Annotated in this window: 21 protein-coding genes and 1 pseudogene; 13 read left to right on the forward strand and 9 right to left on the reverse strand. The window is 57.3% G+C overall.

Features of this window, described 5'->3' with window-relative positions:
- Positions 1–12 precede the first annotated feature (12 nt).
- A complete protein-coding gene (gene nagE / locus CF137_RS05790; RefSeq protein WP_139718335.1) occupies positions 13–1,491 on the reverse strand; it encodes an N-acetylglucosamine-specific PTS transporter subunit IIBC in 1,479 nt (492 codons plus the stop codon).
- A 273-nt stretch (positions 1,492–1,764) separates the two neighbouring features.
- On the opposite strand from nagE, the gene nagB reads away from it, so the two are divergent.
- Genes nagB through nagC form a run of 3 tightly spaced genes read left to right on the forward strand, consistent with a single transcriptional unit; the run spans position 1,765 to position 4,939 of the window.
- On the forward strand, positions 1,765–2,565 hold the full coding sequence (gene nagB, locus CF137_RS05795) for a glucosamine-6-phosphate deaminase (protein WP_101315361.1): 801 nt from the start codon (positions 1,765–1,767) through the stop codon (positions 2,563–2,565).
- Positions 2,566–2,574: 9 nt separating this feature from the next.
- Positions 2,575–3,720, forward strand: a complete 1,146-nt coding sequence (gene nagA / locus CF137_RS05800) for an N-acetylglucosamine-6-phosphate deacetylase (RefSeq protein WP_139718336.1) — start codon at positions 2,575–2,577, stop codon at positions 3,718–3,720.
- A 4-nt stretch (positions 3,721–3,724) separates the two neighbouring features.
- Positions 3,725–4,939 (forward strand): DNA-binding transcriptional regulator NagC, encoded by a 1,215-nt coding sequence (gene nagC / locus CF137_RS05805; protein ID WP_068977550.1) that lies wholly within the window; start codon positions 3,725–3,727, stop codon positions 4,937–4,939.
- Positions 4,940–5,038: 99 nt separating this feature from the next.
- On the opposite strand, the gene CF137_RS05810 is transcribed toward nagC, so the two are convergent.
- Entirely contained in the window at positions 5,039–6,655 is a 1,617-nt protein-coding gene (locus CF137_RS05810; RefSeq protein WP_139718337.1) for a phosphoethanolamine transferase, read from the reverse strand.
- Positions 6,656–6,885: 230 nt separating this feature from the next.
- On the opposite strand from CF137_RS05810, the gene CF137_RS05815 reads away from it, so the two are divergent.
- The 9 genes from CF137_RS05815 to CF137_RS05855 all read left to right on the forward strand — a co-directional run bounded on the left by CF137_RS05815 (position 6,886) and on the right by CF137_RS05855 (position 17,840).
- Positions 6,886–8,121, forward strand: coding sequence for an HD-GYP domain-containing protein (locus tag CF137_RS05815; protein WP_139718338.1), 1,236 nt, complete (start codon positions 6,886–6,888; stop codon positions 8,119–8,121).
- Positions 8,122–8,474: 353 nt separating this feature from the next.
- Complete coding sequence (locus tag CF137_RS05820) at positions 8,475–10,145, forward strand: sensor histidine kinase (RefSeq protein ID WP_139718339.1); 1,671 nt, start codon at positions 8,475–8,477, stop codon at positions 10,143–10,145.
- Positions 10,142–10,846 carry a two-component system response regulator BtsR gene (gene btsR, locus CF137_RS05825; RefSeq protein WP_101315370.1) on the forward strand — a complete coding sequence of 235 codons (705 nt, stop codon included), beginning with the start codon at positions 10,142–10,144 and terminating at the stop codon, positions 10,844–10,846. Before CF137_RS05820 ends, btsR begins: the two co-directional genes overlap by 4 nt.
- Before the next feature lie 140 nt (positions 10,847–10,986).
- Positions 10,987–12,408 (forward strand): carbon starvation CstA family protein, encoded by a 1,422-nt coding sequence (locus CF137_RS05830; protein ID WP_139718340.1) that lies wholly within the window; start codon positions 10,987–10,989, stop codon positions 12,406–12,408.
- 215 nt (positions 12,409–12,623) lie between these two features.
- Positions 12,624–12,962, forward strand: coding sequence for a DUF3302 domain-containing protein (locus CF137_RS05835; RefSeq protein WP_042018749.1), 339 nt, complete (start codon positions 12,624–12,626; stop codon positions 12,960–12,962).
- A 3-nt stretch (positions 12,963–12,965) separates the two neighbouring features.
- Complete coding sequence (locus CF137_RS05840) at positions 12,966–14,003, forward strand: HlyD family secretion protein (protein ID WP_101315374.1); 1,038 nt, start codon at positions 12,966–12,968, stop codon at positions 14,001–14,003.
- A gap of 114 nt (positions 14,004–14,117) precedes the next feature.
- Complete coding sequence (locus CF137_RS05845; RefSeq protein WP_139718341.1) at positions 14,118–15,878, forward strand: DEAD/DEAH box helicase; 1,761 nt, start codon at positions 14,118–14,120, stop codon at positions 15,876–15,878.
- Positions 15,879–16,009: 131 nt separating this feature from the next.
- Positions 16,010–17,446, forward strand: a complete 1,437-nt coding sequence (dacB, locus tag CF137_RS05850; RefSeq protein WP_042018747.1) for a D-alanyl-D-alanine carboxypeptidase/D-alanyl-D-alanine endopeptidase — start codon at positions 16,010–16,012, stop codon at positions 17,444–17,446.
- 130 nt (positions 17,447–17,576) lie between these two features.
- Positions 17,577–17,840, forward strand: a complete 264-nt coding sequence (locus CF137_RS05855; protein WP_042018746.1) for a GrxA family glutaredoxin — start codon at positions 17,577–17,579, stop codon at positions 17,838–17,840.
- A 107-nt stretch (positions 17,841–17,947) separates the two neighbouring features.
- On the opposite strand, the gene CF137_RS05860 is transcribed toward CF137_RS05855, so the two are convergent.
- On the reverse strand, positions 17,948–18,793 hold the full coding sequence (locus CF137_RS05860) for an endonuclease/exonuclease/phosphatase family protein (protein ID WP_101315378.1): 846 nt from the start codon (positions 18,791–18,793) through the stop codon (positions 17,948–17,950).
- A 106-nt stretch (positions 18,794–18,899) separates the two neighbouring features.
- Between CF137_RS05860 and CF137_RS05865 the strand changes: the two genes are divergently transcribed.
- Positions 18,900–19,124 carry a hypothetical protein gene (locus CF137_RS05865; RefSeq protein WP_033138934.1) on the forward strand — a complete coding sequence of 75 codons (225 nt, stop codon included), beginning with the start codon at positions 18,900–18,902 and terminating at the stop codon, positions 19,122–19,124.
- Here the strand turns inward: CF137_RS05865 and yciA are convergent, their stop codons facing one another.
- The 6 genes and pseudogenes from yciA to CF137_RS05895 form a co-directional block, all read right to left on the reverse strand.
- Entirely contained in the window at positions 19,125–19,529 is a 405-nt protein-coding gene (gene yciA / locus CF137_RS05870) for an acyl-CoA thioester hydrolase YciA (protein WP_068977556.1), read from the reverse strand.
- A gap of 59 nt (positions 19,530–19,588) precedes the next feature.
- A complete protein-coding gene (locus CF137_RS05875) occupies positions 19,589–20,422 on the reverse strand; it encodes an NAD-dependent epimerase/dehydratase family protein (RefSeq protein WP_139718342.1) in 834 nt (277 codons plus the stop codon).
- A gap of 290 nt (positions 20,423–20,712) precedes the next feature.
- Positions 20,713–21,204 carry a hypothetical protein gene (locus tag CF137_RS05880; RefSeq protein ID WP_139718343.1) on the reverse strand — a complete coding sequence of 164 codons (492 nt, stop codon included), beginning with the start codon at positions 21,202–21,204 and terminating at the stop codon, positions 20,713–20,715.
- A 101-nt stretch (positions 21,205–21,305) separates the two neighbouring features.
- Positions 21,306–21,662 (reverse strand): hypothetical protein, encoded by a 357-nt coding sequence (locus tag CF137_RS05885; protein WP_139718344.1) that lies wholly within the window; start codon positions 21,660–21,662, stop codon positions 21,306–21,308.
- Between the two features lie 213 nt (positions 21,663–21,875).
- Positions 21,876–22,117: pseudogene (locus tag CF137_RS05890) on the reverse strand (hypothetical protein); the annotation flags it as partial.
- Positions 22,107–22,859, reverse strand: coding sequence for a substrate-binding periplasmic protein (locus tag CF137_RS05895; RefSeq protein ID WP_139718345.1), 753 nt, complete (start codon positions 22,857–22,859; stop codon positions 22,107–22,109). The pseudogene CF137_RS05890 and the gene CF137_RS05895, both read right to left, overlap by 11 nt.
- Between the last annotated feature and the right edge of the window lie 102 nt (positions 22,860–22,961).

The following is a 22,961-nucleotide window of genomic DNA, read 5'->3' on the forward strand; positions in this document are numbered from 1 at the left end:
CGAGTCGCTCGATTAACGCAGGGCTTTCATCTCACCGGCGATGATTTCGGCCAATGGGCCCAGAATCACCTGCAGGTTCTGCTCACCGAGTTTGACCACACCGGCCGCGCCCAGAGCTTTCAGCTTGCGCTCATCGACGATGCTGCGATCTTTCAGAGTCAGACGCAGACGGGTGATGCAGGCATCGATGGAGACCAGGTTCTCTTGACCACCCAGCACGTCCAGGTATTGCTTGGCCAGCTCGGTACGGTTGGTAGATTGAGCCACTGCCGGAGCTGTGTCTTCGTCATCTTCACGACCCGGGGTTTTCAGGTTCAGCTTGGCAATCACTACACGGAACACTGAGTAGTAGAGGCCGAAGAACACCAGACCCTGAGCAATCAGCATGTACCAGTTGGTCGCCAGCGGGTTACGGCTGGAGAGCACCATATCCACCAAGCCGGCACTGAAGCCGAAACCTGCCATCCAGTGCATGGAGGAAGCGATGAACACAGAGATACCGGTCAGCACAGCGTGGATGACATACAGTACCGGTGCCACGAACATGAAGGAGAATTCAAGCGGCTCGGTTACCCCGGTGAAGAAGGAGGCAAAGGCAGCTGCGATCATGATGGAAGCAACTTTCTCTTTGTTTTCTTTCTTGGCGGAGTGGTAGATGGCCAGCGCTGCACCTGGCAGACCGAACATCATGATGGGGAAGAAGCCAGCCTGGTACATACCGACCACGCCTTTCACCTGATCCAGGCTCTTGCCAGCAGCCAGTGCGGCATCGATGGTAGCCTGACCACCCAGGAAGTTCGGGATGTCGTTGATACCGGCCACGTTGAACCAGAACACGGAGTTCAGGGCGTGGTGCAGACCAATCGGGATCAGCAGACGGTTGAAGAAGGCGTAGATACCGGCGCCAGTGGAGCCCAGGCTCACGATGGATTCACCGAAGGAGACCAGACCACCGTAAATGACCGGCCATACTGCCATCAGGATGAAGGAGACGACGATCATCACGACGGAGGTTACGATCGGTACCAGACGGCGACCGGAGAAGAAGGAGAGTGCCTTGTGCAGCTCTACGCTGCTGAAGCGGTTGTACAGCTCAGCGGCGATAACACCACACAGGATACCCACGAACTGGTTGTTAATTTTGCCGAAAGCAGCTGGCACCTGATCAAGTGGTATCCCTTTGATCATAGAGACAGTCGCCGGGCTCAGCAGGGTGGTAACGACCAGGAAGCCGACCAGACCTGCCAGCGCAGCAGAACCGTCTTTATCCTTGGACATACCGTAAGCAACACCCACCGCAAACAAGGTGGACATGTTATCAATCAGTGACGAACCCGCTTTAATCAGGAAGGCAGCCAGCGCGCTGTCACCACCCCAACCATTCGGGTCAATCCAGTAGCCAACCCCCATCAGGATCGCTGCGGCAGGCAATACCGCTACCGGCACCATCAGGGCACGGCCGATCTTTTGCAAATAACCGAGAATGTTCACGGTTCCTCTCCTTAGTTAATGTTTTTCTAGAAATTAAGTGCTTATCACGTTTGACGCATAAGCCATCAAGGCTTGATTGGCAGTCTAGGGCTTTTATTTCGCTGCGCAAATTAATAAACCGATAATCGTGATCGTTATCACCCAAACGAGATAAAGGCAGTGGATAGATGTGGCTTAGTTCGCAATCTTTATTTACGCTATAAAACAACTTGAATCCGTCTTAGCCCATTGCCGCCGTCAAACCGGTCGCAACCCGAAACAGAGGTATCCTTCATGCGCTTGATCCCGTTGAAATCTGCCAGCCAAGTAGGCCTGTGGTCTGCCCGTTACATCGTTGACCGCATCAACGCGTTCAAGCCGACTAGCGATCGCCCTTTCGTGCTGGGCCTGCCAACCGGTGGCACCCCGCTCAATACCTACAAGCGCCTGATCGAGTTGCACAAAGCCGGTGAAGTGAGCTTCCAGAACGTGGTTACCTTCAACATGGACGAGTACGTCGGCCTGCCGGAAGCCCACCCGGAGAGCTACCACAGCTTCATGCACAACAACTTCTTCTGTCACATCGACATTCGCCCGGAAAATATCAATATCCTCAACGGCAACGCCGAGGATCTGCTGGCCGAATGCAAGCGTTACGAAGACAAAATCAAGTCCTATGGCAAGATCCAGCTGTTCATGGGCGGCGTGGGCAATGATGGCCACATCGCGTTCAACGAACCGGCCTCTTCCCTTGCTTCCCGCACCCGGATCAAGACCCTGACCGAAGATACCCGCATCGCCAACTCCCGCTTCTTTGGCGGCGACATGGAGCAGGTGCCCAAGCTGGCACTGACCGTGGGTGTCGGTACCCTGATGGATGCCGAAGAGATCATGATCCTGGTGACCGGCCACGGCAAGGCCCAGGCCCTGCAAGCCGCCGTGGAAGGCAGCGTCAACCACATGTGGACCATCTCCACCCTGCAACTGCATCCGAAAGGAATGATGGTGTGCGACGAGCCCTCCACCATGGAGCTCAAGGTCAAGACCGTTCGCTACTTCCAGCAGCTGGAAGCCGCCAACATCGGCCGTCTGTAAGGAGTCGCCATGTACGCATTGACCAATTGCACCCTCTACACCGGCAGCTGTGTGCTGACCGGCTACGGGGTGCTTATCGAGGGCGACCAGATTGCCGCCATCTCTCATCTGGCCGAGCTGCCAGCAGGCATCGAACAGATTGACCTCAAGGGTGCCAACCTGACCGCCGGTTTTATCGACGTGCAGCTCAACGGCTGTGGCGGGGTGATGTTCAACACCGACATTACGAGCGAGACCCTGGCCACCATGCAGGCGGCCAACCTCAAATCCGGCACCACCAGCTTCCTGCCGACCCTGATCACCAGCCCGGATGCCGACATGAAGCAGGCGGTCGCGGTGACGCGCGATTATATGGCGGCCAATCCCAATGAGGTGCTGGGCGTCCATCTGGAAGGGCCTTACACCAACCTCAAGCGCAAAGGGATCCACCCTGCTGCGCAAATTCGCCAGCCAGCGGACGAGATGATCGACTTCTTCTGCGCCAACGCGGATGCCATCACCAAGATCACCCTGGCACCGGAGCGCAACGACCCGGCCCATGTGCGTCGTTTAGTGGAAGCGGGCATTCTGGTCTCGGCCGGGCACACCGCCGCCAGTTACGATCAGGCGATGACGGGCTTTGACAATGGCATGCGCTTTGCCACCCACCTCTACAACGCCATGACCCCGACCCTCAACGGTCGCGAGCCGGGCGTAGTGGGCGCCATCTATGACCGCAAGGATGTCTATGCCGGCATCATCGTCGATGGCCACCATGTGCACTGGGCCAATGTGCGGCTGGCTCACAAGATGCTGGGGGAACGACTGGTGCTGGTCACCGACGCCACCGCAGCGGCCGGTGCGCCGGAAGGCTTTGAGAAATTTGATTTTTGTGGCACCACCGTGTTTTTACGTGATGGTCAGTGTATCGACGAGAATGGTACACTCGGCGGCTCTTCCCTCACCATGATTGAGGGGGTAGAGAATCTGGTCAAGCAGGTCGGATTACCGCTCGATGAAGCACTGAGAATGGCCAGCCTCTACCCTGCCCGCGCCATTGGATGGGACTCATGTCTCGGTAGTATCCAGGTCGGTAAAATAGCCAACCTCACTGTCTTCGATCAGGACTTCACGGTCCGTGGGACCGTGGTTAACGGACACTACACACAACAGTGACATCATGACTGGCGGACAAATAGCAAACGTAGATCTTATCAAGCAGGTCAATTGTGCAGCCGTATATCGGCTCATCGACCTGCAAGGCCCCATCTCTCGGGTCAAAATTGCCGAGTTGAGTCAGCTGGCCCCGGCCAGCGTGACCAAAATAACCCGGCAACTGATCGAGCATGGCCTGATCAAGGAGACCTCTCCGCAAGCCTCCACCGGCGGGCGGCGCGCCATCTCATTGACCACCATCAAACAACGCTTTCAGTTTGTCTCCGCCAAGCTGGGCCGCGGCTACCTGCAACTGAGTCTTTATGATCTCGATGGCAAGGAGCTCGACCAGCACGTCATTCAGGTGAGTGAAATCGACCAGCAACCTGTGGTCGACATGCTGCTGCGGGAGATTGGCGCGTTTATCGATGCCAACCGTGAACGTAGCCGCAACCTGATCAGCATCGCACTGACCATGCCGGGTCTGGTCAACCCGGAATCCGGCATGGTTATCTACACCCCCAAATACCAGATCCGCAATCTGGGGTTGGCGAAGCTGTTGGAAAATCACTTCAACCTCCCCTGCTACGTGGGCAACGACATCCGTTCGCTAGCGCTGGCAGAACACTTCTTCGGCGAATCCCGCGACTGTATGGACTCCATTCTGGTCAGCGTCCATCAGGGCACGGGCTCTGGGATCATCACCAAGGGGCAAGTGTTCCTCGGTCAGAACCGCAACGTCGGCGAGATCGGTCACATTCAGGTCGAACCGCTCGGCAAACGCTGCCACTGCGGCAACTTCGGCTGCCTCGAGACCATCGCCTCCAACGAAGCCATCGTTGACAAGGTGAAGGAGCTCATCAGCCGCGGCCACCAGAGCGCGTTGCAGGAGAAGCACATCACCATTCAGGAGGTGTGCAAGGCCGCCATGGCTGGGGACGAACTGGCTCGCAGCGTGATTGAAAACGTGGGCGAGCACCTCGGGCGAGCGGTGGCCATCACGGTCAACCTGTTCAACCCCCAGAAGGTGCTGATCGCTGGCGAAATCACCGCCGCCGAAGAGATCCTGTTCCCGGCGATCCGCCGCTGCGTCGAGCATCAATCCCTGCCGAGCTTCCACCGTGGCCTGCCCATCGTGAAGGCCCGCTTCCAGAACCAGCCGACCTATGGCGGTTTTGCGCTGGTCAAACGCGCGCTGCTGGAAGGGGATCTGCTGCAGATCATCATGGAACAGCGCTAAAGCGCCCCCTTGCGAGATAACAAAACGGCAGCCAATGGCTGCCGTTTTCTATTGTGTATTCGCTGGAGGGTTAGTCTGCATGGTGCGTGGCCTGCCCATTCACCCCGCCCGACACGGCTTGAACAGATCCAGCGCGCCGTCGTAGACGCGGGTCTGCACGTCCATGATCCCTAACATGGAGTGGAACAAATTGTCGTGGGAGAAACGCTTGCTGCCCGCCTCCGCTGCCAGACAGCCCATATCCAGCTGGCGATCGGCTTGCAACTGGGGCGAGAACCAGGTCAGCAGCGGCACCCGGGTTTGATCATCCGGCGCAAACTTGTAGGGGGTGCCGTGCAGATAGAGCCCCATGGCACCGAGGGATTCGCCGTGATCGGAGAGATAGACCAGCCCCACATCGTACTGGCTCTCCAGCGACTTGAGCTTGTCGATCAGCTGCGCCACCACCTTGTCGGTGTAACGGATGGTGTTGTCATAGGTGTTGACCAGCTCTTCGTTGCTGCAGTTTTCGATGTCACTGCGCGGGCAATCCGGCTGGAAGGTGCGCTCGCTGGCAGGATAACGACGAAAATAGGTCGGGCCATGGCTGCCCATCAGGTGAAAGGCCACCAGCTTGTTACCCTTCATGCCGGCAATCTGCTGATCCAGCCCCTCCAGCAACACCTCGTCGTAGCAGGACTCTCCCTGGCAGAGCGCCGGGTAGGATTTGGGGAGGATCTCGATGGTCGGCACATTGCGGCACACCCCTTTGCAGCCGCCATCGTTCTCTTTCCACAACACCGACACTCCGGCATGTTGCAGCACATCGAGCAGGCCATCACGGGAGCTGGCGAGCTGATCATCGTAGCCGCGGCGGGTGAGGTTGGAGAACATGCAGGGCACCGAGACGGCCGTTGCCGTGCCGCAGGAGCGCACATCCTTGAACGACACCACCCCCTGCTCTTTCGCTGTGAAGCTGTTGGTTGCCTTGCCATACCCGTTAAGGGAGTAGTTCTGGCTGCGCGCGGTCTCCCCTACCACCAAAAACATCAGGGTCGGCTTGCCACCCCGGGCCACCACCTTGGCATCGGTCCCCAGATGCTGATAGGGGATCGGGGTGGCAAACAGCACATCCCGCCCATATTTGTAGAGGCCGTGCACATAGTTGGCGGGCACAATCTCTTTCGCCAGCGACTTGTTGTTGCGCCCGACCGAGGCGTAATCCTGATAGTAAAGTGCCGCCATGCCCCCGATAAACAGCAGGGAGATGGCCAGCGCACCGACCCGCAACGCCAGCCCCTGATACCAGCGAGCTGGATAACGGATCTTGATCGACCAAAGCACCAGGGTGGGCAGCAGCCCGGTCAGCAGAAACCAGAACGCAACCGAGCCATTCAAATAGGCCCCCGCCTCGCCGCTGTTGGTCTCCACTATGTTCTGCATCATGTCAGCATCGAAGATGACGCCGTACTTGAGCATGGCGTAGCTGACGATGGAGCCGCTCAGGATCAGCACGGAGAAAAATGGCTTGAGCAAAAAACGGAACGTAAAAGGGATAAACACGGCATTAAGTGCCGCGATCAGTACCAACGGGATCGAGATGGCAAACCCGACTTTGACATGGGACAAGCCACTGAGCACTGTGTAGAAATGTAAAAATATCGGCCAGTTCAGCACCAGTGCAAAAAAGAGCACCAGCAGAAAATTGGTCTTTAGCACACCGAGTGTCACTCGCATAAACAACTCCTACATACCGGCCTGCAGAGAGAGGGCGCGGTCAAGCCAACAGAAACGACGGGACCAGCGTAGGAAGTCAAACTTAAGAGCGAATTAAGAAGGGAAGCACGGTGCTAGTGCGCGCCATCACAGCGTGGGGTAATCACTTCACTCACAATGGATTTTTAGTTGTCTATCCCTTGGATTTTGCTAGCTTGTTGAGTAGGCATTCACGAAATGCAGGTTCACTGATGGCACTGATCCAAGCCTCGATAGAGCAGTTGAGAGTAGGCCACTTTATCCACCTTCCGACCGGCTGGACCAACCATCCGTTCATGTTCAATACGTTCAAAATCAAGGATCAGCAGCAACTCGACATTATCCGTCATCTTGATCTCACCCTGTTAATGGTTGACCCCGACAAGAGCGATCTGCCCATCGAGCCGCTGCTGCGCGGTGATGCCCCTGATGCCGGTCTCGATCTGGACGATCTTGAAGAGCTGATTGCCTCGGGCCCCCCACCCTTTGACGAGAAAGCCTTTCGCCGATCCATGCGCGCTGCCGACAAGGCCTTTGGCCAGTCCATGAGCGAGCTGCGCGATGCGCTTGGGGCGCTGAACCTCAAACCGGATGAGGGGCTGGCCAATACGGCGCAGATTGTCCGAAACGCCGCGGCCACTATCAGTCAACACGAAGGCCCTCTCGGGCTGCACCTTATTCGCAGCCCTCACACCGATATCCTGCTGCAGCACAGCCTCAACGTCGCCTTTATCTCTATGTTGATGGGCCGCGAACTGGGCATGAACCCCATCGAACTGGAAGAGACCGGGCTTGCCGGGCTTATCCACGACATCGGCGAGCTGAAAATCCCGAGCCAGATCACCCAAAAGCGCGGGGATCTCAGCAAGGCAGAGCAGAACTTCCTCAACATGCATCCCCAGTACGGGCTGGAGATGCTGACCCATCTCAACGCCTTTGAATCGAAAATCCGTCAGGTCGCCCATCAGCACCACGAGCGGCTCGATGGCAGCGGTTTTCCACTGGGGATCAAGGGGGGAGAGATCCCGCCGCTGGCACGGATCATCGGACTGGTGGATTACTACGATGAGCTACTGCACCCCCGCAGCAGCGGCAACCCGGCAGCACCGAGCCAGGCTATCAGCCAGCTCTACAAACTATCCCAGAAAAAATTCGACCAGAATCTGGTCAAATTGCTGATCAAGGTGCTGGGGGTCTATCCGCCGGGATCGCTGGTGAAACTCTCCGATGAGAGCATAGCGCTGGTGCTCTCGACAGAGCCCACCATGCCCCTCAAGCCAAAGATCCTGCCCTATATCAAGGCCCAGCGCCCGGAAGCGGTACAGATGATCGACCTGCGGGAAGACGAGCGCACCATCACCGCCTTTATCAAACAGGAAGAGCTGGATGAGGGACAACGGCAGTTCTTCAATCTGACCCGTCGCTTCTGCTACTACTTTGCATTCTGAGTTATCCCCAGAAGCTGGGGATAACTCATTGGACAAACCGGAATAATTACTCGAACCCCCGCCGAAAGGTTGCCATCTGACCATGTATAAAAAACGCCCAGCCATGGGGCCGGGCGGAGCATGCCACCTCCGTGTGGCGTATCCAGCGGATACTTCCATGCTCTACCCATCAATATCAACCCGCAGCCGCTTACACAAATATCAATTTAACATGCTGATTTAATATGGTTTTATCTACCTGTTCTGGCAAACTGACGGCCCGTTGCAGCCCTGTTGGCCAACAGAACAAGATCTTGATCACACTTATTCACGGCCTGGTTGTTTTTTCACCCGACTTATGAGGAACGTTTTTTATGCAGTTGGTCCTCTCCTTGCTGCAACAGATGAGCGTCAGTCTGGTGATCGCCTATCTCTTCTCCAAAAGTCCGCTGCTGCGCCCGCTCGCCAACTACTCCGTGAGGCTTCCTCACAAGATACTGATATACATCATTTTTTCAAGTTTTTGCATCCTTGGCACCTATGTGGGCCTCGATATCGACGATGCCATCGCCAACACTCGGGCGGTCGGCGCCGTGCTGGGGGGTCTGTTGGGGGGCCCACTGGTGGGATTTCTGGTGGGATTGACCGGTGGCATGCACCGCTACACGTTGGGGGGATTTACCGATCTCGCCTGCGCCATCTCCACCACCTGCGAGGGCTTGCTCGGGGGAGTGGTGCACTGGCGGCTGATGCGCGCGGGGCGAACGGATGCCCTGTTTCAGCCCCGCATCGCCTTCTTTACCACCCTCTATGCCGAGATCATGCAGATGCTGATCATCCTGCTGGTGGCCACCCCGTTCGATAAATCCCTGCTGCTGGTGCGCACCATCGCCACCCCGATGATTTTGGCCAACTCCTGTGGCGCGGCGCTCTTTATCAGCATGATCCGCGACCAGCAGCAGATGTATGAGAAGTTCTCCCGGGTCTTCTCCGCCAAGGCGCTCAACATTGCCAACCGCACCGTGGGGATCATGAGTCAGGGCTTTACCCCGGAGGCGAGCAACAAGATTGCCCGCATCATTCAGGAGGAGACCGGCGTGGGGGCAGTTGCCATCACGGACACCGAGAAGCTCCTCGCCTTTATCGGCACCGGGGAAGATCACCATCTGCCGGGCACCCCCATTGCGTCGGCCATCACCATGAAGGCCATCGCCCGCAACAAGGTGCTGTTTGCCGATGGCAACAGCCAGCCCTATCGCTGCAGCCTCTCCCCCGCTTGCCAGCTCGGCTCGGTGCTGGTGATCCCGCTGCAGGGTGACAAGGGGGTGATCGGCACCATCAAGCTCTACGAGCCGAAGAAGCGGCTGTTTCTCAAGATCAACCACACCCTGGGGGAAGGGATTGCCAACCTGCTGTCACAGCAGTTGCTGGCCGGTCGGCTGGAGCAGCATCAGCGGCTACTGGTGCAATCCGAGCTCAAGCTGATCCAGGCGCAGATCAACCCCCACTTTCTGTTCAACACCCTCAATACCATCAGTGCCATCACCCGCCGCGATCCGGACAAGGCGCGAGATCTGCTGCTGCACCTGTCGCTGTTCTTTCGCAAGAACCTCAAGCGCCAGAGCGGCCTTGCCACCCTGCAGGAGGAGCAGGAGCACTGCCAATCCTATCTGGAGATCGAGCTGGCCCGTTTTGGCGACCGATTGACGGTGATCAACGAGATCCCGCCCCATCTGGCCAGTTTGCGGCTGCCGAGCTTCACCCTGCAGCCGCTGATCGAGAATGCCATCAAGCACGGCATCTCGACGCTGCTGGAGCAGGGGCGTATTCGCCTTTATACCGAGGAGCATCCCGCCAGCGTCACCATCCATGTGGAAGATAATGCCGGCACCTGGCAAGCGCGCCCGGCCGGTGACGGTCTTGGCATGACCATCGTCGACCGGCGACTCAAGAGCGCCTTTGGCGAACGCTACGGCGTGACCATTGCGTGCGAACCGGAACTGTGGACCCGGGTGTCGTTCACCATCCCCAAGGAGCAACCATGATCCGCACCCTGATCGTCGATGACGAACACTACGCCCGCGAAGAGCTGAAGCTGCACCTGGCCTGCGATCCCGCCATCGAGATCGTGGGGGAAGCGGCCAACGCCATCGAGGCGCTGCCGCTTATTCAGCGGCTCAAGCCCGACGTGGTATTCCTCGATATCCAGATGCCCAAGCTGAGCGGCATGGAACTGGTGGCCATGCTCGATCCCCTGCCCCGCATCGTGTTTGTCACCGCCTTTGACGAGTACGCTATTCAGGCCTTCGAGGAGAACGCCTTCGACTACCTGCTCAAACCGGTGGAACCTGCCCGGCTGGCCAAGACGCTGGCTCGCCTCAAGCAGGATATCTCCCCGCAGCCAATCGAGCGGCTGGCCCCCGCCATCGAGCATATTCCAGGCTATCTGCACAACCGGGTGCGGCTGCTGCCCATCGCACAGGTGGAGTATGCCTTCTCCGATCTTGGCGGCGTCCATGTGGCCAGTCAGGGCGAGCTGTTCCACACCCAGCTCACCCTCAAATCCCTGGAGGAGAAGAGCCCGCTGCTGCGCTGTCATCGCCAGTATCTGGTCTCCCCCAACGCCATCTTCGAGATCCGGCTGCTGGATAACCAGCTGGCGGAGATTGTCACCCCGAGCGGTGCCCGGGTGCCGGTCAGCCGTCGTTATCTCAAGGAGCTTAAAGATCAACTGGGGCTGGACTGAGCTCAGGAGTGTGCGCCTGATCACAACCGCCGACCGCTCGGCGCGCCATGCCGCCGCTCGGGCCGTTTAACCTGCCAGAGCAGAGCAATCGTTTTAGACTCACTGCGCAAATCAAAAAATAACAATGCAGGAGCGTAGCAATGATCTGGTTCTTCCTCTGTGTCGGCTTACTTGTCGCCGGCTATTTCATCTATGGCAAGTTCATCGAACGGATATTTGGCCCGCAACCCGAGCTGAAAACCCCCGCCATCACCATGGCTGACGGGGTGGACTATGTCCCCATGTCGGACAAAAAAGTCTATCTGGTACAACTGCTCAACATCGCTGGCGTCGGCCCCATCTTCGGCCCGATCCTCGGTGCCCTGTACGGCCCGGTCGCCATGCTGTGGATCGTCTTCGGTTGCATCTTCGCCGGTGCGGTACACGACTACTTCTCCGGCATGCTGTCGGTACGCGCCAATGGTGCCTCGGTACCGACCGTGGTCGGTGAGCATCTTGGCAAGGTCGCCAAGCACTTTATGAACCTGTTCGCCGTGGTGCTGCTGATGCTGGTGGGCGTGGTGTTCGTACTGAGCCCGGCAGGCCTCCTGGCCAACCTCACCTCCACCGATCTGGTCTACTGGATTGTGGCGATTTTTGCCTACTACATCCTCGCGACCATAGTCCCCATCGACAAGATCATCGGCCGCTTCTACCCCATCTTCGGCGCCCTGCTGGTGTTCATGTCGGTTGGCCTCATCATTGGCCTGATCGTCTCCGGTAAAGGCTTCTACAACACCGGGATGGATTTCTCCAACCTGCACCCGACCGAGCTGCCCCTGTGGCCACTGCTGTTCATTACCATCGCCTGTGGCGCGGTCTCGGGCTTCCACGCCACCCAGTCACCGCTGATGGCGCGCTGCATGCAGAACGAGAAATCCGGCCGTTTCATCTTCTACGGCGCAATGATCGGTGAAGGCATCATCGCCCTGATCTGGTGCACCCTGGGTCTCTCCTTCTACGACAGCACCGAAGCGCTCAACGCCACCATGGCCAACGGCGGCCCGGCAGCCGTAGTACACGAAGTATCCACCAGCCTGCTCGGTACCGTGGGCGGCATTCTGGCCATCCTCGGTGTGGTGATCCTGCCCATCACCTCTGGTGACACCGCGTTTCGCAGTGCCCGCCTGATCGTGGCGGACTTCCTGAAGGTGACCCAGAAGCCTCTGATGAAGCGTCTGCTGATCGCCATCCCCATGTTTATTCTTGGTTTCATCATCTCCAAGGCCGAGTTCGGGGTGATCTGGCGCTACTTCGGCTGGGCCAACCAGACCACCGCCGTCATCATGCTGTGGGCCGCCGCCGCCTTCCTCATCAAAGAGGGCAAGCTGCACTGGGTCTGCACCATCCCCGCCATGTTCATGACCGCCGTGGTATTCACCTATCTGGCCAACGCCCCCATCGGGTTCGGGCTGGAGATGGGGATCTCCACCATCATAGGTCTGACTGCAACAGCGGCCATTACCGTGGCCTTCCTGGTGAAATTCCGCCAACCGCTGGTTAGCAGAACCAGTGAAGGGTGACATTGCTTGTAAAAACGAAATAAAAAGGCGCCATAAGGCGCCTTTTCTTTAATAATAAAATCATAAACAAAACAACCATTTGCTCCCTTCAGCCCCGATACAGCCAAAAGCCTTAAGATTTGGTGCGAATTAACGATAAACATGTGATTATTAGTCACTTTAGACCTTGCGAATACCCATGAACAAGCTGCGCGTCAAGCCAGTGGAGGTTATATATGGCCCTTGAATATTTTGCTCTTGGCCTGCTCGTCTTTGTCGGGCTGGTCATTTTTTATGGGGTTATCGTGATCCACGATATTCCGTACGAGATTGCCAAACATCGCGACCATCCTCATCAGGATGCCATTCACGTCGCCGGTTGGGTCAGCCTGTTTACCCTGCATGTGCTGTGGCCATTCCTCTGGATCTGGGCCACCCTCTACCGTCCCGATCGTGGCTGGGGCTTTAGCCAGCGGCTGCAAAAAGATGAAGAGGATTTGGCAGCCCTCAAGCAAGAACTGGCCGATTTGAAGAGCCGTATCAACACTATCGAACAGAGTGAGCAACAGGGGTAAACCATGGACCTGCTATTGATCCTGACCTATACGGCACTGTGCGTAGCCGTATTTAAAATCTTCCGTATCCCGCTCAACAAGTGGACAGTGCCGACCGCAGCACTGGGTGGCGTCATCCTCATCGGCACCCTGATCATGCTGATGAACTACAACCACCCCTACTCCGAGATGGCGCGTAACTACTACATTTCCACTCCCATAGTGCCGCTGGTCAAGGGCCGGGTTACCGAAGTGCCGGTGCAGCCCAACCAGCCGGTGAAAAAAGGGGATGTGCTGTTTCGTATCGATGATGAACCGTTCCGCCTGAAAGCAGACAGCCTCACCGCTCGGGTCGAGTCAAACCGCGAACACCTCAAATCGATCGAGGCGAGACTGCGCGCCGCCAAGCTGGATCGGGATCGCGCCAGAGAACTGATGCAGCGCGGTGTCGGCAAACAGCGTGATCTGGATGTGAGCCAGGCCAACGTGGACGATATCGTGGCGCAGATTGACCAGCAGAAAGCCAACCTGAGCGATCTGCAATCCCAACTGCAAGAAGCCAAATATCAGCAGGCCCAAACCGTGGTTTATGCCCCGACAGATGGTCATGTGGTGCAGCTGGCCCTGCGTCCGGGCATGATTGCGACCCCGTTCATGTTCCGTCCGGTGATGACCTTTATTCACAAGGATGACACCGCTTATGTTGGCTGGTTCTGGCAGAACAGCATGCAGCGCCTCGCGGTTGGTGATGAAGCCGAAGTGGTGATCGACGGTGTGCCCGGCAAGATCTTCAAAGGAACCGTGACCTCGGTGATCCCGGCCATTGCCGCGGGTAACGTGCAAGCCAACGTCGGTCTGCTGGATCAAACCACTGCCGTTCGTCCTGGCCGTCTGCCGGTGCTGATCTCCATCACCGACCCCGAGTGGGCCAAGTATCAGGTGATTGCCGGTGCCAGTGGCCAGGCCGCCATCTATACCGAACATTTCCATCACGTATCCATCATGCGCAAGATCCTGCTGCGCATGGCAAGCTGGATGAACTACATCTTCCCGTTCCATTAATCAGCACCATCCCTCCCAGCGGGCCGGCATCATGCCGGCCCGCTGTTTTTGTGGCAGCAAGATCCCTATAATGGCGCCATCCTGCGCCGCACCATGCCCAAACGCCACGTCCTCATGTTCGTTCTCAGACCCTATCAAACCGACGCCGTCAACGCCGTGATCAGCCACTTTCGCCAGCACCCGGACCCTGCCGTGGTAGTGCTGCCCACCGGTGCAGGCAAGAGTCTGGTGATCGCCGAACTGGCCCGTAAGGCCCGTGGCCGCGTGCTGGTGCTGGCCCACGTCAAAGAGCTGGTGGAGCAAAACCACGGCAAATATGAGGCGTGGGGGCTCAAGGCCGACATCTTCGCCGCCGGGCTGGATCGCAAGGAGGCGAGCGCCCAGGTGGTGTTCGGCTCGGTGCAGTCGGTCGCCCGCAATCTGGCCGCCTTCGACGGCGCCTTCTCGCTGCTGATCATCGATGAGTGCCATCGGGTCTCGCTCGATGACGACAGCCAGTACCATCAGGTGTTAGACCATCTCAAGGCCACCAATCCGGCCCTCAAGATCCTCGGCCTCACCGCCACCCCCTATCGGCTCGGGCTGGGCTGGATCTACCGGCGCCACTACCACGGCATGGTCAAAAGCCACGGCGAGCGGCTGTTTGGCGACTGCGTATTCGAGCTGCCCCTGCGTTTCATGGTCAAAAACGGCTACCTGACACCGCCGCGCATGGTGGACGCCCCCATCGTCCACTACGACTTCAGCAAGCTGGTGGCGCGGGCTAACGGCCTGTTTAGCGAGGCGGATCTCAATGGCGAGCTCAAGCGCCAGCAGCGGGTCACCCCCCATATCCTCAGCCAAGTGCTGGAGTATGCTGCCGACCGGCAGGGGGTGATGATCTTCGCCGCCACCGTCGAGCACGCCCGGGAAATTCAGGGGCTGCTGCAAGCCCAATCCCAAAGTGCGGCCCTTATCACCGGCGAAACGCCAGGGCCGGAGCGCGATGCCCTTATCAGCGCCTTCAAGGCGCGAGAGATCAAGTTTCTGGTCAACGTGGCGGTGCTCACCACCGGTTTTGATGCCCCCCATGTCGATCTTATCGTGATGCTGCGCCCCACCGAGTCGGTGTCGCTCTATCAGCAAATAGTCGGTCGGGGTCTGCGCCTCTCGCCGGGCAAGGAGGATTGTCTGGTGCTCGACTATGCGGGCAACAACTTCAACCTGTTTGCCCCCGAGGTGGGGGAACCCCGCCCCCACGCGGGCACCGAGCCGGTGCAGGTGCCCTGCCCCGCCTGCGGTTTTGCCAACACCTTCTGGGGCAAGACCGACGAAGATGGCAAGGTGATCGAGCACTACGGCCGCCGCTGTCAGGGGCTGTTTGAAGATGACGAGGGCAACCGCGAGGAGTGTGACTACCGCTTTCGCGCCAAGATCTGCCCCAGCTGCGGCGCAGAGAACGACATCGCCGCCCGCCGCTGCCAGAGCTGCGATCAACTGTTGGTGGATCCCGATGACAAACTCAAAGAGGCGCTCAATCTCAAAGATTGCATGGTGATCCGCTGCGCAGGGCTAACCCTCACCGCAGGACGCGGCAAACAGGGGGAGCGGCTGGAGGTGACCTACCACGATGAGGATGGGCTGACCCTCAGCGAATACTTCGGTTTTCACTCCCCGGGCGCACAACGCTTGTTTCAACAACGCTTTGTGCGTCATCATTGGCCCGCCCCGGGGCTGGAGCCCGAATTCACCACCCTGGCGAGCGTGCTGGCCGCGCAAAGCCAGTTCCGTCATCCGGATTTTGTCATCGCCCGCAAATCGGGTCGCTTCTGGCAGATAAAAGAGAAGATTTTTGATTATGACGGCCGCTATCGCACCGCCAACTCGATGGCGTGATGGCGTGATGGCGACCGGCATAACAGAATGGATTGCTTTACGACCGTCGATGCTCCATCGACAGGTGAAACAAGGTTGATTTATCAGGACTGGCACCACTGCCAGACCCCTTCGTCACGTTAGAGGATGTTATGCAGCGGCTGTTGATTGGTTTTTGTGCTCTCTTTTCTCTGGCGGCTCAGGCCGCCCCGCTGACCCCCCCTCAGGGTGGCCAGTACGCCATCATAGTGCAGGGCAATAACGGCGTTGAGTTCGCCCGCCATGCCGATCAGATGATCGCCCCCGCCTCCACCATGAAGGTGCTCACCGCACTGGCAGCCCGCCTTGAGCTGGGTGCCGACTTCCGCTTCGCCACCGATATTCAGGCCCAGCCTGGCGCCAAACAGGGTGACACCATCAACGGCGATATCTGGATCAACTTCGTCGGCGACCCCACCCTCTCCCGAATGGACCTGCTGGCGCTGTTCAAGCAGCTTGGCGTCACCAGCATCAAGGGCAATGTCTACGTCAACACCGGCGCCTACAACGGCTACGAGCGCGGCAACGGCTGGTCGTGGGGGGATCAGACCCTCTGCTTCGCCGCCCCGGTCTCGTCGGTGATCATCGACAAAAACTGCGCCTACGGCACTGTCACCGCCACCCAGATTGGCAAACCGGCCACCGGCAATGTCGCCACTGGCGTGGCCATCGGCATCGGCGCCGACAATGTGGAAGTGATGAGCTACGGCGACATGGCGCGCCAGTTCTGTGCGCTGGAAGTGGACATGGCCAAGGGCAACTTCTACGAGCTCAAGGGCTGCATCACCCCCAACAAAGAGCCACAGGGGCTGCGTTTTGCCATCCACGACGTGGAAGCCTGGGGCTGGGACAACATCCGCTGGGCGATGAACCGGGCGGGGATCAAGCATGATGGCCTGCTGCGGGTCACCCACAAGGCACCGATTGGTGCCGAGACCTTGGGCACCCACTACTCGGTCTCCCTGCCGGTGATGCTGGCCAAGATGCTGAAGAAATCGGACAACCTCTACGCCGATACCTTCCTCAAAACCGTGGGTCGTCACTACTACAACAAGCCGGGCAGCTATCGCAGCGGCACCATGGCGGTGCGCGCCATCCTGACCAAGAACGGTATCGATCTGGGCAACGCCACCCTGGCCGACGGCTCCGGCCTCTCTGCTCACAACCTCATCAGTGCCCGTCAGATGCTGTCGGTGCTGAACTTCATCCAGAAAAACGACGCCGAGCTGGGCCTGATCAAGCTGCTGCCGAGCTCCCAGGTGGATGGCACCCTGGCGTGGCGCCGCAGCGTCACCGCCCCGATGATGAAGAACAAGGTCCACGCCAAGACCGGCACCATCACCGGCACCTCCAATCTGGCCGGCTTTATCGATACCGCGGGCGGCCAGCGCAAGGCGTTCGTGATGTTCCAGCGCGGCCTGTCACAAGACCCCGCCACCCATGAGCGCTACCGTGCCAGCAAGGCGCCGTGGCCTTGGACCGTCTTCGAGAAAGGGGTGCTGGAGGGCATCTATCAGCAGCAACCGATCCAGATTGCCGAGCCGCAGTGATGCCGCAATAGGCCCACTCGGATCAGGGTATCGATAATTTCGGCTTCAAGTCGCCACGAGGCAGGGCTATGCTGTTGCCTGCCTCATATCAACGGCCATACACAAACGGCTTAAAGAACGGAGAATAAATATGTTTGCAGTGATTTTTGGTCGCCCGGGTTGCCCCTACTGTGTCCGTGCCGTACAGGTCGCCGAGCAATTGACCGAGCAGCGCGATGACTTCAAATTCCGCTACGTGGATATCCATGCCGAAGGGATCACCAAAGAAGATCTGGCCAAGAGCGCCGGCAAGCCGGTCAATACCGTACCGCAGATCTTCCTGGACGAGCAGCACATCGGTGGCTGCACCGATTTCGAAGCCTACGCCAAAGCGAATCTGGGTCTCTACCAGTAATCCTTGCGGGTCATCCCGAGCTGGCCGCTGCTGCCAGTTGCGTATAAAAAAATCCGGCGCCTGATGGCGCCGGATTTTTTATGGGTGACACTCGCACATCATCCCGATCAGGGGGTCACAGACTGGGCGGCAAAGCGCGCAATGATGGGGTTGTGATCCGAACTGTCGGTGGCCGGTGAGCTCACCTCGACCAAGTCCAGATTGCGGTAGTAGAGGTGATCGAGCGGGCGACCGAAGGCAGTGCGGCGCAGATCTGGCACCGGCAGTGCCTCCTGCAGGCCCAGCTCGTCCACCAGCTTGTTCAGCCAGAACTGGCGCTTGTCGCTCCAGGTATTGAAATCACCGGCCAGAATAACCGGCCCCTGATGACGGCGCACCAAGGCAGTCAAATCATTGAGCTGCTCGCGGAAGGTGGCCATCCCCAGTTCGAAGTTGACCGCATGGAGGTTGATCACCAGCACGCCGTCAGGGTCGCCCTGCAGCGGATAGAGGCTCACCAGCCCGGATTTGGGGATGCGCAGCAAGGGCTCGGGGGAGCGCACGCCACAGACGAACGCCTGCGGGGTCTTGGCCACCGTCATCACCCCGAACGACACGCCGCCCTGGGTGAAGGCTTGCAACTGCTGCCACTGGAAATCACCGGCCCGCAACCAGTCGAGCATCTCGGGACGGGTGGCCGACTCTTGCAGCAGCACCAGATCCTGCCCCTTGGCGTAACTGTCCATCCCTTCACGCCAGTTCTTGCGCTGGCCCTTGTAGAGATTCCACACCGTCACCCCGAACTCCCGGGGCAGCGCCGTGGTCGCCAACGCCACCAACGGCGGACGCTGGCAGTCGAGTCCCGGCACAATCCCTTGAGCAGTGACCAGATGATTCTGATCCGGCACCTCAAAACAGCCTACCAACCCCAGGGTCAGCAGGGAGGTGCCAAGAATGCGATAACTATTTTTCATTGGCTAACAACCGCCCGCCTTTGCTTTTTGTTGCGACCATCACAAACGTCATCCGCGCCGACTACGCTGATAGTCCCTGTTCCACCCAACCAGAAGGAACCTGGCAATGGCGAGAGAACTTCGGTATTGCGTGACGTTTTATGATCAACAAGGAAATTGTCATCAAGTGGAGCTTGCCACCGTCTATCAGATAAGACGGGACTCTCAATGCGATCTCTGCCTGTTTGACACCCTGCAATACGTGGGGTCGGAAGAGATACTGGAACGCATGATACGGCAAAAAACCGGGCTTGAGCAGGAAATATCCATCATCAATGCCCGGCTGATTTGATCAGACGCTGACCGGAACCGGGCGGGATTTGCCGCAGTCGTCGATGGCGACATAGGTAAAGACCCCCTCGGTCACGCAGTAACGCTGGGCATCGTTTTCCCGCAGTACCGGCTTGACCCACACCTCCAGCTTCAGCTTCATGGAGCTGCGGCCAATCTTGATGCAGCGGCCGTAGCAGCAGACCACATCGCCCACCTTGACCGGACTGTGAAAGGTCATGCCTTCGACGGATACGGTACAAATACGTCCTTTTGCCAGCTCCTTGGCCATAATGCCCCCACCTATATCCATCTGGGACATGATCCAGCCACCAAAGATGTCGCCATTGGGGTTGGTATCGGCTGGCATTGCCAGGGTTCTCAGCAACAACTCCCCATCGGGGTGACGTTTTGTATCTACCATCATTACCGCCTCTCTCTCATGGATGGCGGCATGATAGGGGGCGATCACCCCCTTGGCAAACCTCAATTGCCCGAGGCGGCGAGCTCGGCAAACCAGTGGGCCGGATCGGGCCAGCGATAGTTGAATCCCATCTGCTGGCAAATCAGCTGACCGTCGATGGGCTGAAATTCACCGGCAGGCTCGATAAAGACCGGCACTGGCAGCCCCTGCTGGCGCGCAGCAAAGGGGTAGAACTGCTCGCGGCGCGGGTGCACAGGCGCGCTCAGGTTGAAGACATCCCCATTCTTGCCCCGCTCCAGCAGCAACATACAAGCCGCCACCACATCGTCCAGATGGACCAGATTGACCGACTGGGCGCCGCCATCCAGGGTCTTGCCAGCAAGGAAACGGCCGGGATGGCGATCCGGGCCATAAAGACCGGAGGGGCGCACTATCATCACCGCCTCGAAACCGGCCGCCAGCACCGCCTGCTCCGCCGCCAGCATCCGCTCGCCACGGGCATGGCGGGGTTGGGGTTCTTCCCCCTCCTGCTGCCCCGCCCCCCACACCGAGGTGGCGCTGACAAACAGCACTCGCCGGGTGCCGCTCGCTTTGGCAAGCTGGCAGGCCTTTGCCACCGCCTGCGGGTAGTCATCGGTCTTGCTGGGCGGCACGCAGATCACCAGACTCTCGCAGGGGATGGGCCACTGTTCTTTTTGATCAGCGACGGGCATCTCGGCAGATATCGTCAGCGGATGGGCATCGATCCCCTCCCCCTGCAAACGAGCCGCCTTCTCGGCGCTGCTGACCGTCACCGCCACCGGCTTGCCTGCCGCCAGCAGGGCCCGCGCCAGCGGTAGCCCGAGCCACCCCGCCCCCAGAATGCCGATCGTCCCGGCGATATGTTGCTCTGTCATCGTCCCTTCTCCTGCTTGACGCTATTTGCCCCGCAGCTTACCTGCCTTGGAGGGAAAAGGAAGCCTTACTCGGGGAGTGTCAGACTACAAACTGAGTGCTGTACTGGCCCAGCAAACTATTCCCCCAACTATCCAGACCAGTAGCATCAATACAAAGTGAGATTGAAATATATGAAAATTTCAATTTAATTGTGAACTGAGAGCATGTAGCCAAGGATAAGAACATCTATTAAAATAATTTAATACTCAATCATCATTAGTTAACAGCGAGGCACTATTTATATGTGAATTTAATTTGGCCGAGCAAATCTTTCCATGCAAATACAAATTAAGTTGATTGCCATTTCAAAGTTCTGTCGTTGATCTTGCATGCCATAAGCCCACTTAAGACCATGGAAAAAATTATTTCGAAAACGCAATATAATTATTAAGCAAACAGCCAAATTATCAGTTGTATCTTGATTTACACCTAACATTACATTTTTAACCAACTCAGGAATATCACCTTTCCTTAAATTAAGTGCCTCAAACCTATGATTGGTGCTGCCATTAGTAACATACCTATCCTTAAAATAGTTCAAATGCTCTACCCAAAAACGTTCTTCTAGCAACCCACAGTCAAACCACTCTTTTGATTTCTCTTTTATTTTACTAGCAGAAGCATGTGTATCTAATACTTGAGCTTCAAAAAGTGTCCACAATAAAGCGAAATCACGACTAACACTTAATTCTTCAATAGTTAATATTTTAAATCCAGGGGCAAACCTTTCCAAAACATCCAATTTTCACACCTCTTTATATGGAGGCCACATCCAAGGAAAATGGCACTCCATCACCAAACATCAATATACAAAGGGGACGTTCATATTATTTTAAAAAATCATTAATAGTCCTCATTAGGTATCATCCACTCATCTTCCGGTTCATGACCTGAACTTATTGCATTTTTTAAAAACGAGGTTGTCGAGTCAATAGCTGCATTTATTGCGGCGATTTCTGTCGATGCACTAGTTCTTGATGGATAATATGGCGCGGCCTGACTTGGGGTATGAACATTGTGGCTTACAGTAAAGTGAAACTCATCTGACAACACATCACTCTTCCATACTTTGATCCCAATCCTTGGAGAAAAATAAGAGTGCCCGATATCAAGATATAAATTAACCTCCCTAACTAAAACATAAAACTCCGATACTTCGCTATGTGAACCCAGATGTTTTATCAAACTATCAACAGACATTTACCACCCCGACTAATAAATATTTACTTTCACCAAAATCTTAAACTTTACTGATTGCATATAATATGCGCTTATACAATGCCAGCTTTTGACATCAATATCAATTAGTTGTTCGTCCTAATAGCTTCTGTGGAATTAAACACAATACTCTCGACATTTTCTGATAAAAAGCGGGCCATTGGCCCGCTTGGTTACATTTCACTCACCCCATCCTCACACCGGCGGATTGAAATGGCTGACCTCGCGGGTGGCCATCTCCTCGTAGGTGGCCCACTGCTGCCACGCCACTTGTTGCGCCACCGGCATCAGCCGCTCGGCCTCCTGTGGATGGCTTTGGGCCAGCACCCGATAACGGGTCTCCTCTTGGCGGTATGTAGCGAGCGGAATGGAGGGACGCAGGCTATCGAGGCTAAAGGGGTCTACCCCACACGGCGCAACAGCGGGTTATGGCTCATAGAAACCGGAGCGTGACTCCAGCAACATCTTCTCCAGCTGGCCACTGGCCTTCAATTTGGCGAGCCCCCGGTTGAAGGTCTGGATCAGCTCGTCAGCATTGGCGCGCTTGCGACTGATCAGCAGGTGACCTTCGACTTTCATCACAGGTTTTGAATGGGTTGTGAACAGATCGACCGTGCTGGCCGGGTAGAACTTGCGCAGGGAGTAGTAGCCGACATCGATGTTCTCCAGCGTCAGGTCGGCGCGACCGGAGAGCAGCAGATCGAAGCTCTGGCGCAGCCGGGTGACAAACTGCACCTGCAGTGGCACCTGCTCGATGGCGGCAAAAAAATCGGCATCGTAGGTATAGCCACTGACCGCCGCCAACCTGCGCTCTGCCAGATCCGGATAACCGCGCCACTCAAGGGGGGCTGACTTGAGATAGAACCAGACATAGGTCTCGCTCAGGATGGGATCGCTGTAGAGGTGGCTTTTGCGCCGCTCGCTTGACTCATACCAGTGGACAGTGCCATCCACCACCCCCTCTTCCGACAAACGAAAGGCCCGCTTCCAGGGCAGAAACTGGAACTTGACGCTCACCCCTTCACTCTTGAATGCCTCGCTCACCACATGGGGGATAAGTCCCTGATATTTCAACTTCTCGGAGCAGTAGGGTGGATACTCCCCGGTGGTCAGGGTCAGCTCCTGCGCCCAAATACCGTGGCAGCACAGCCACCCCGCCAGCAACCAGATCGCTCTCATCCCCATCCCCTCTTGCGCCGTTTTTCCAACTATAGACTGCCGCAGTGAAAGGATTGCCGGATTGAGGTGGAACCGTTATGTTGCCCTCCTCCCGAGCGAAAA

This window comes from Aeromonas sobria (assembly GCF_006243315.1).
GTDB lineage: Bacteria > Pseudomonadota > Gammaproteobacteria > Enterobacterales > Aeromonadaceae > Aeromonas > Aeromonas sobria_A.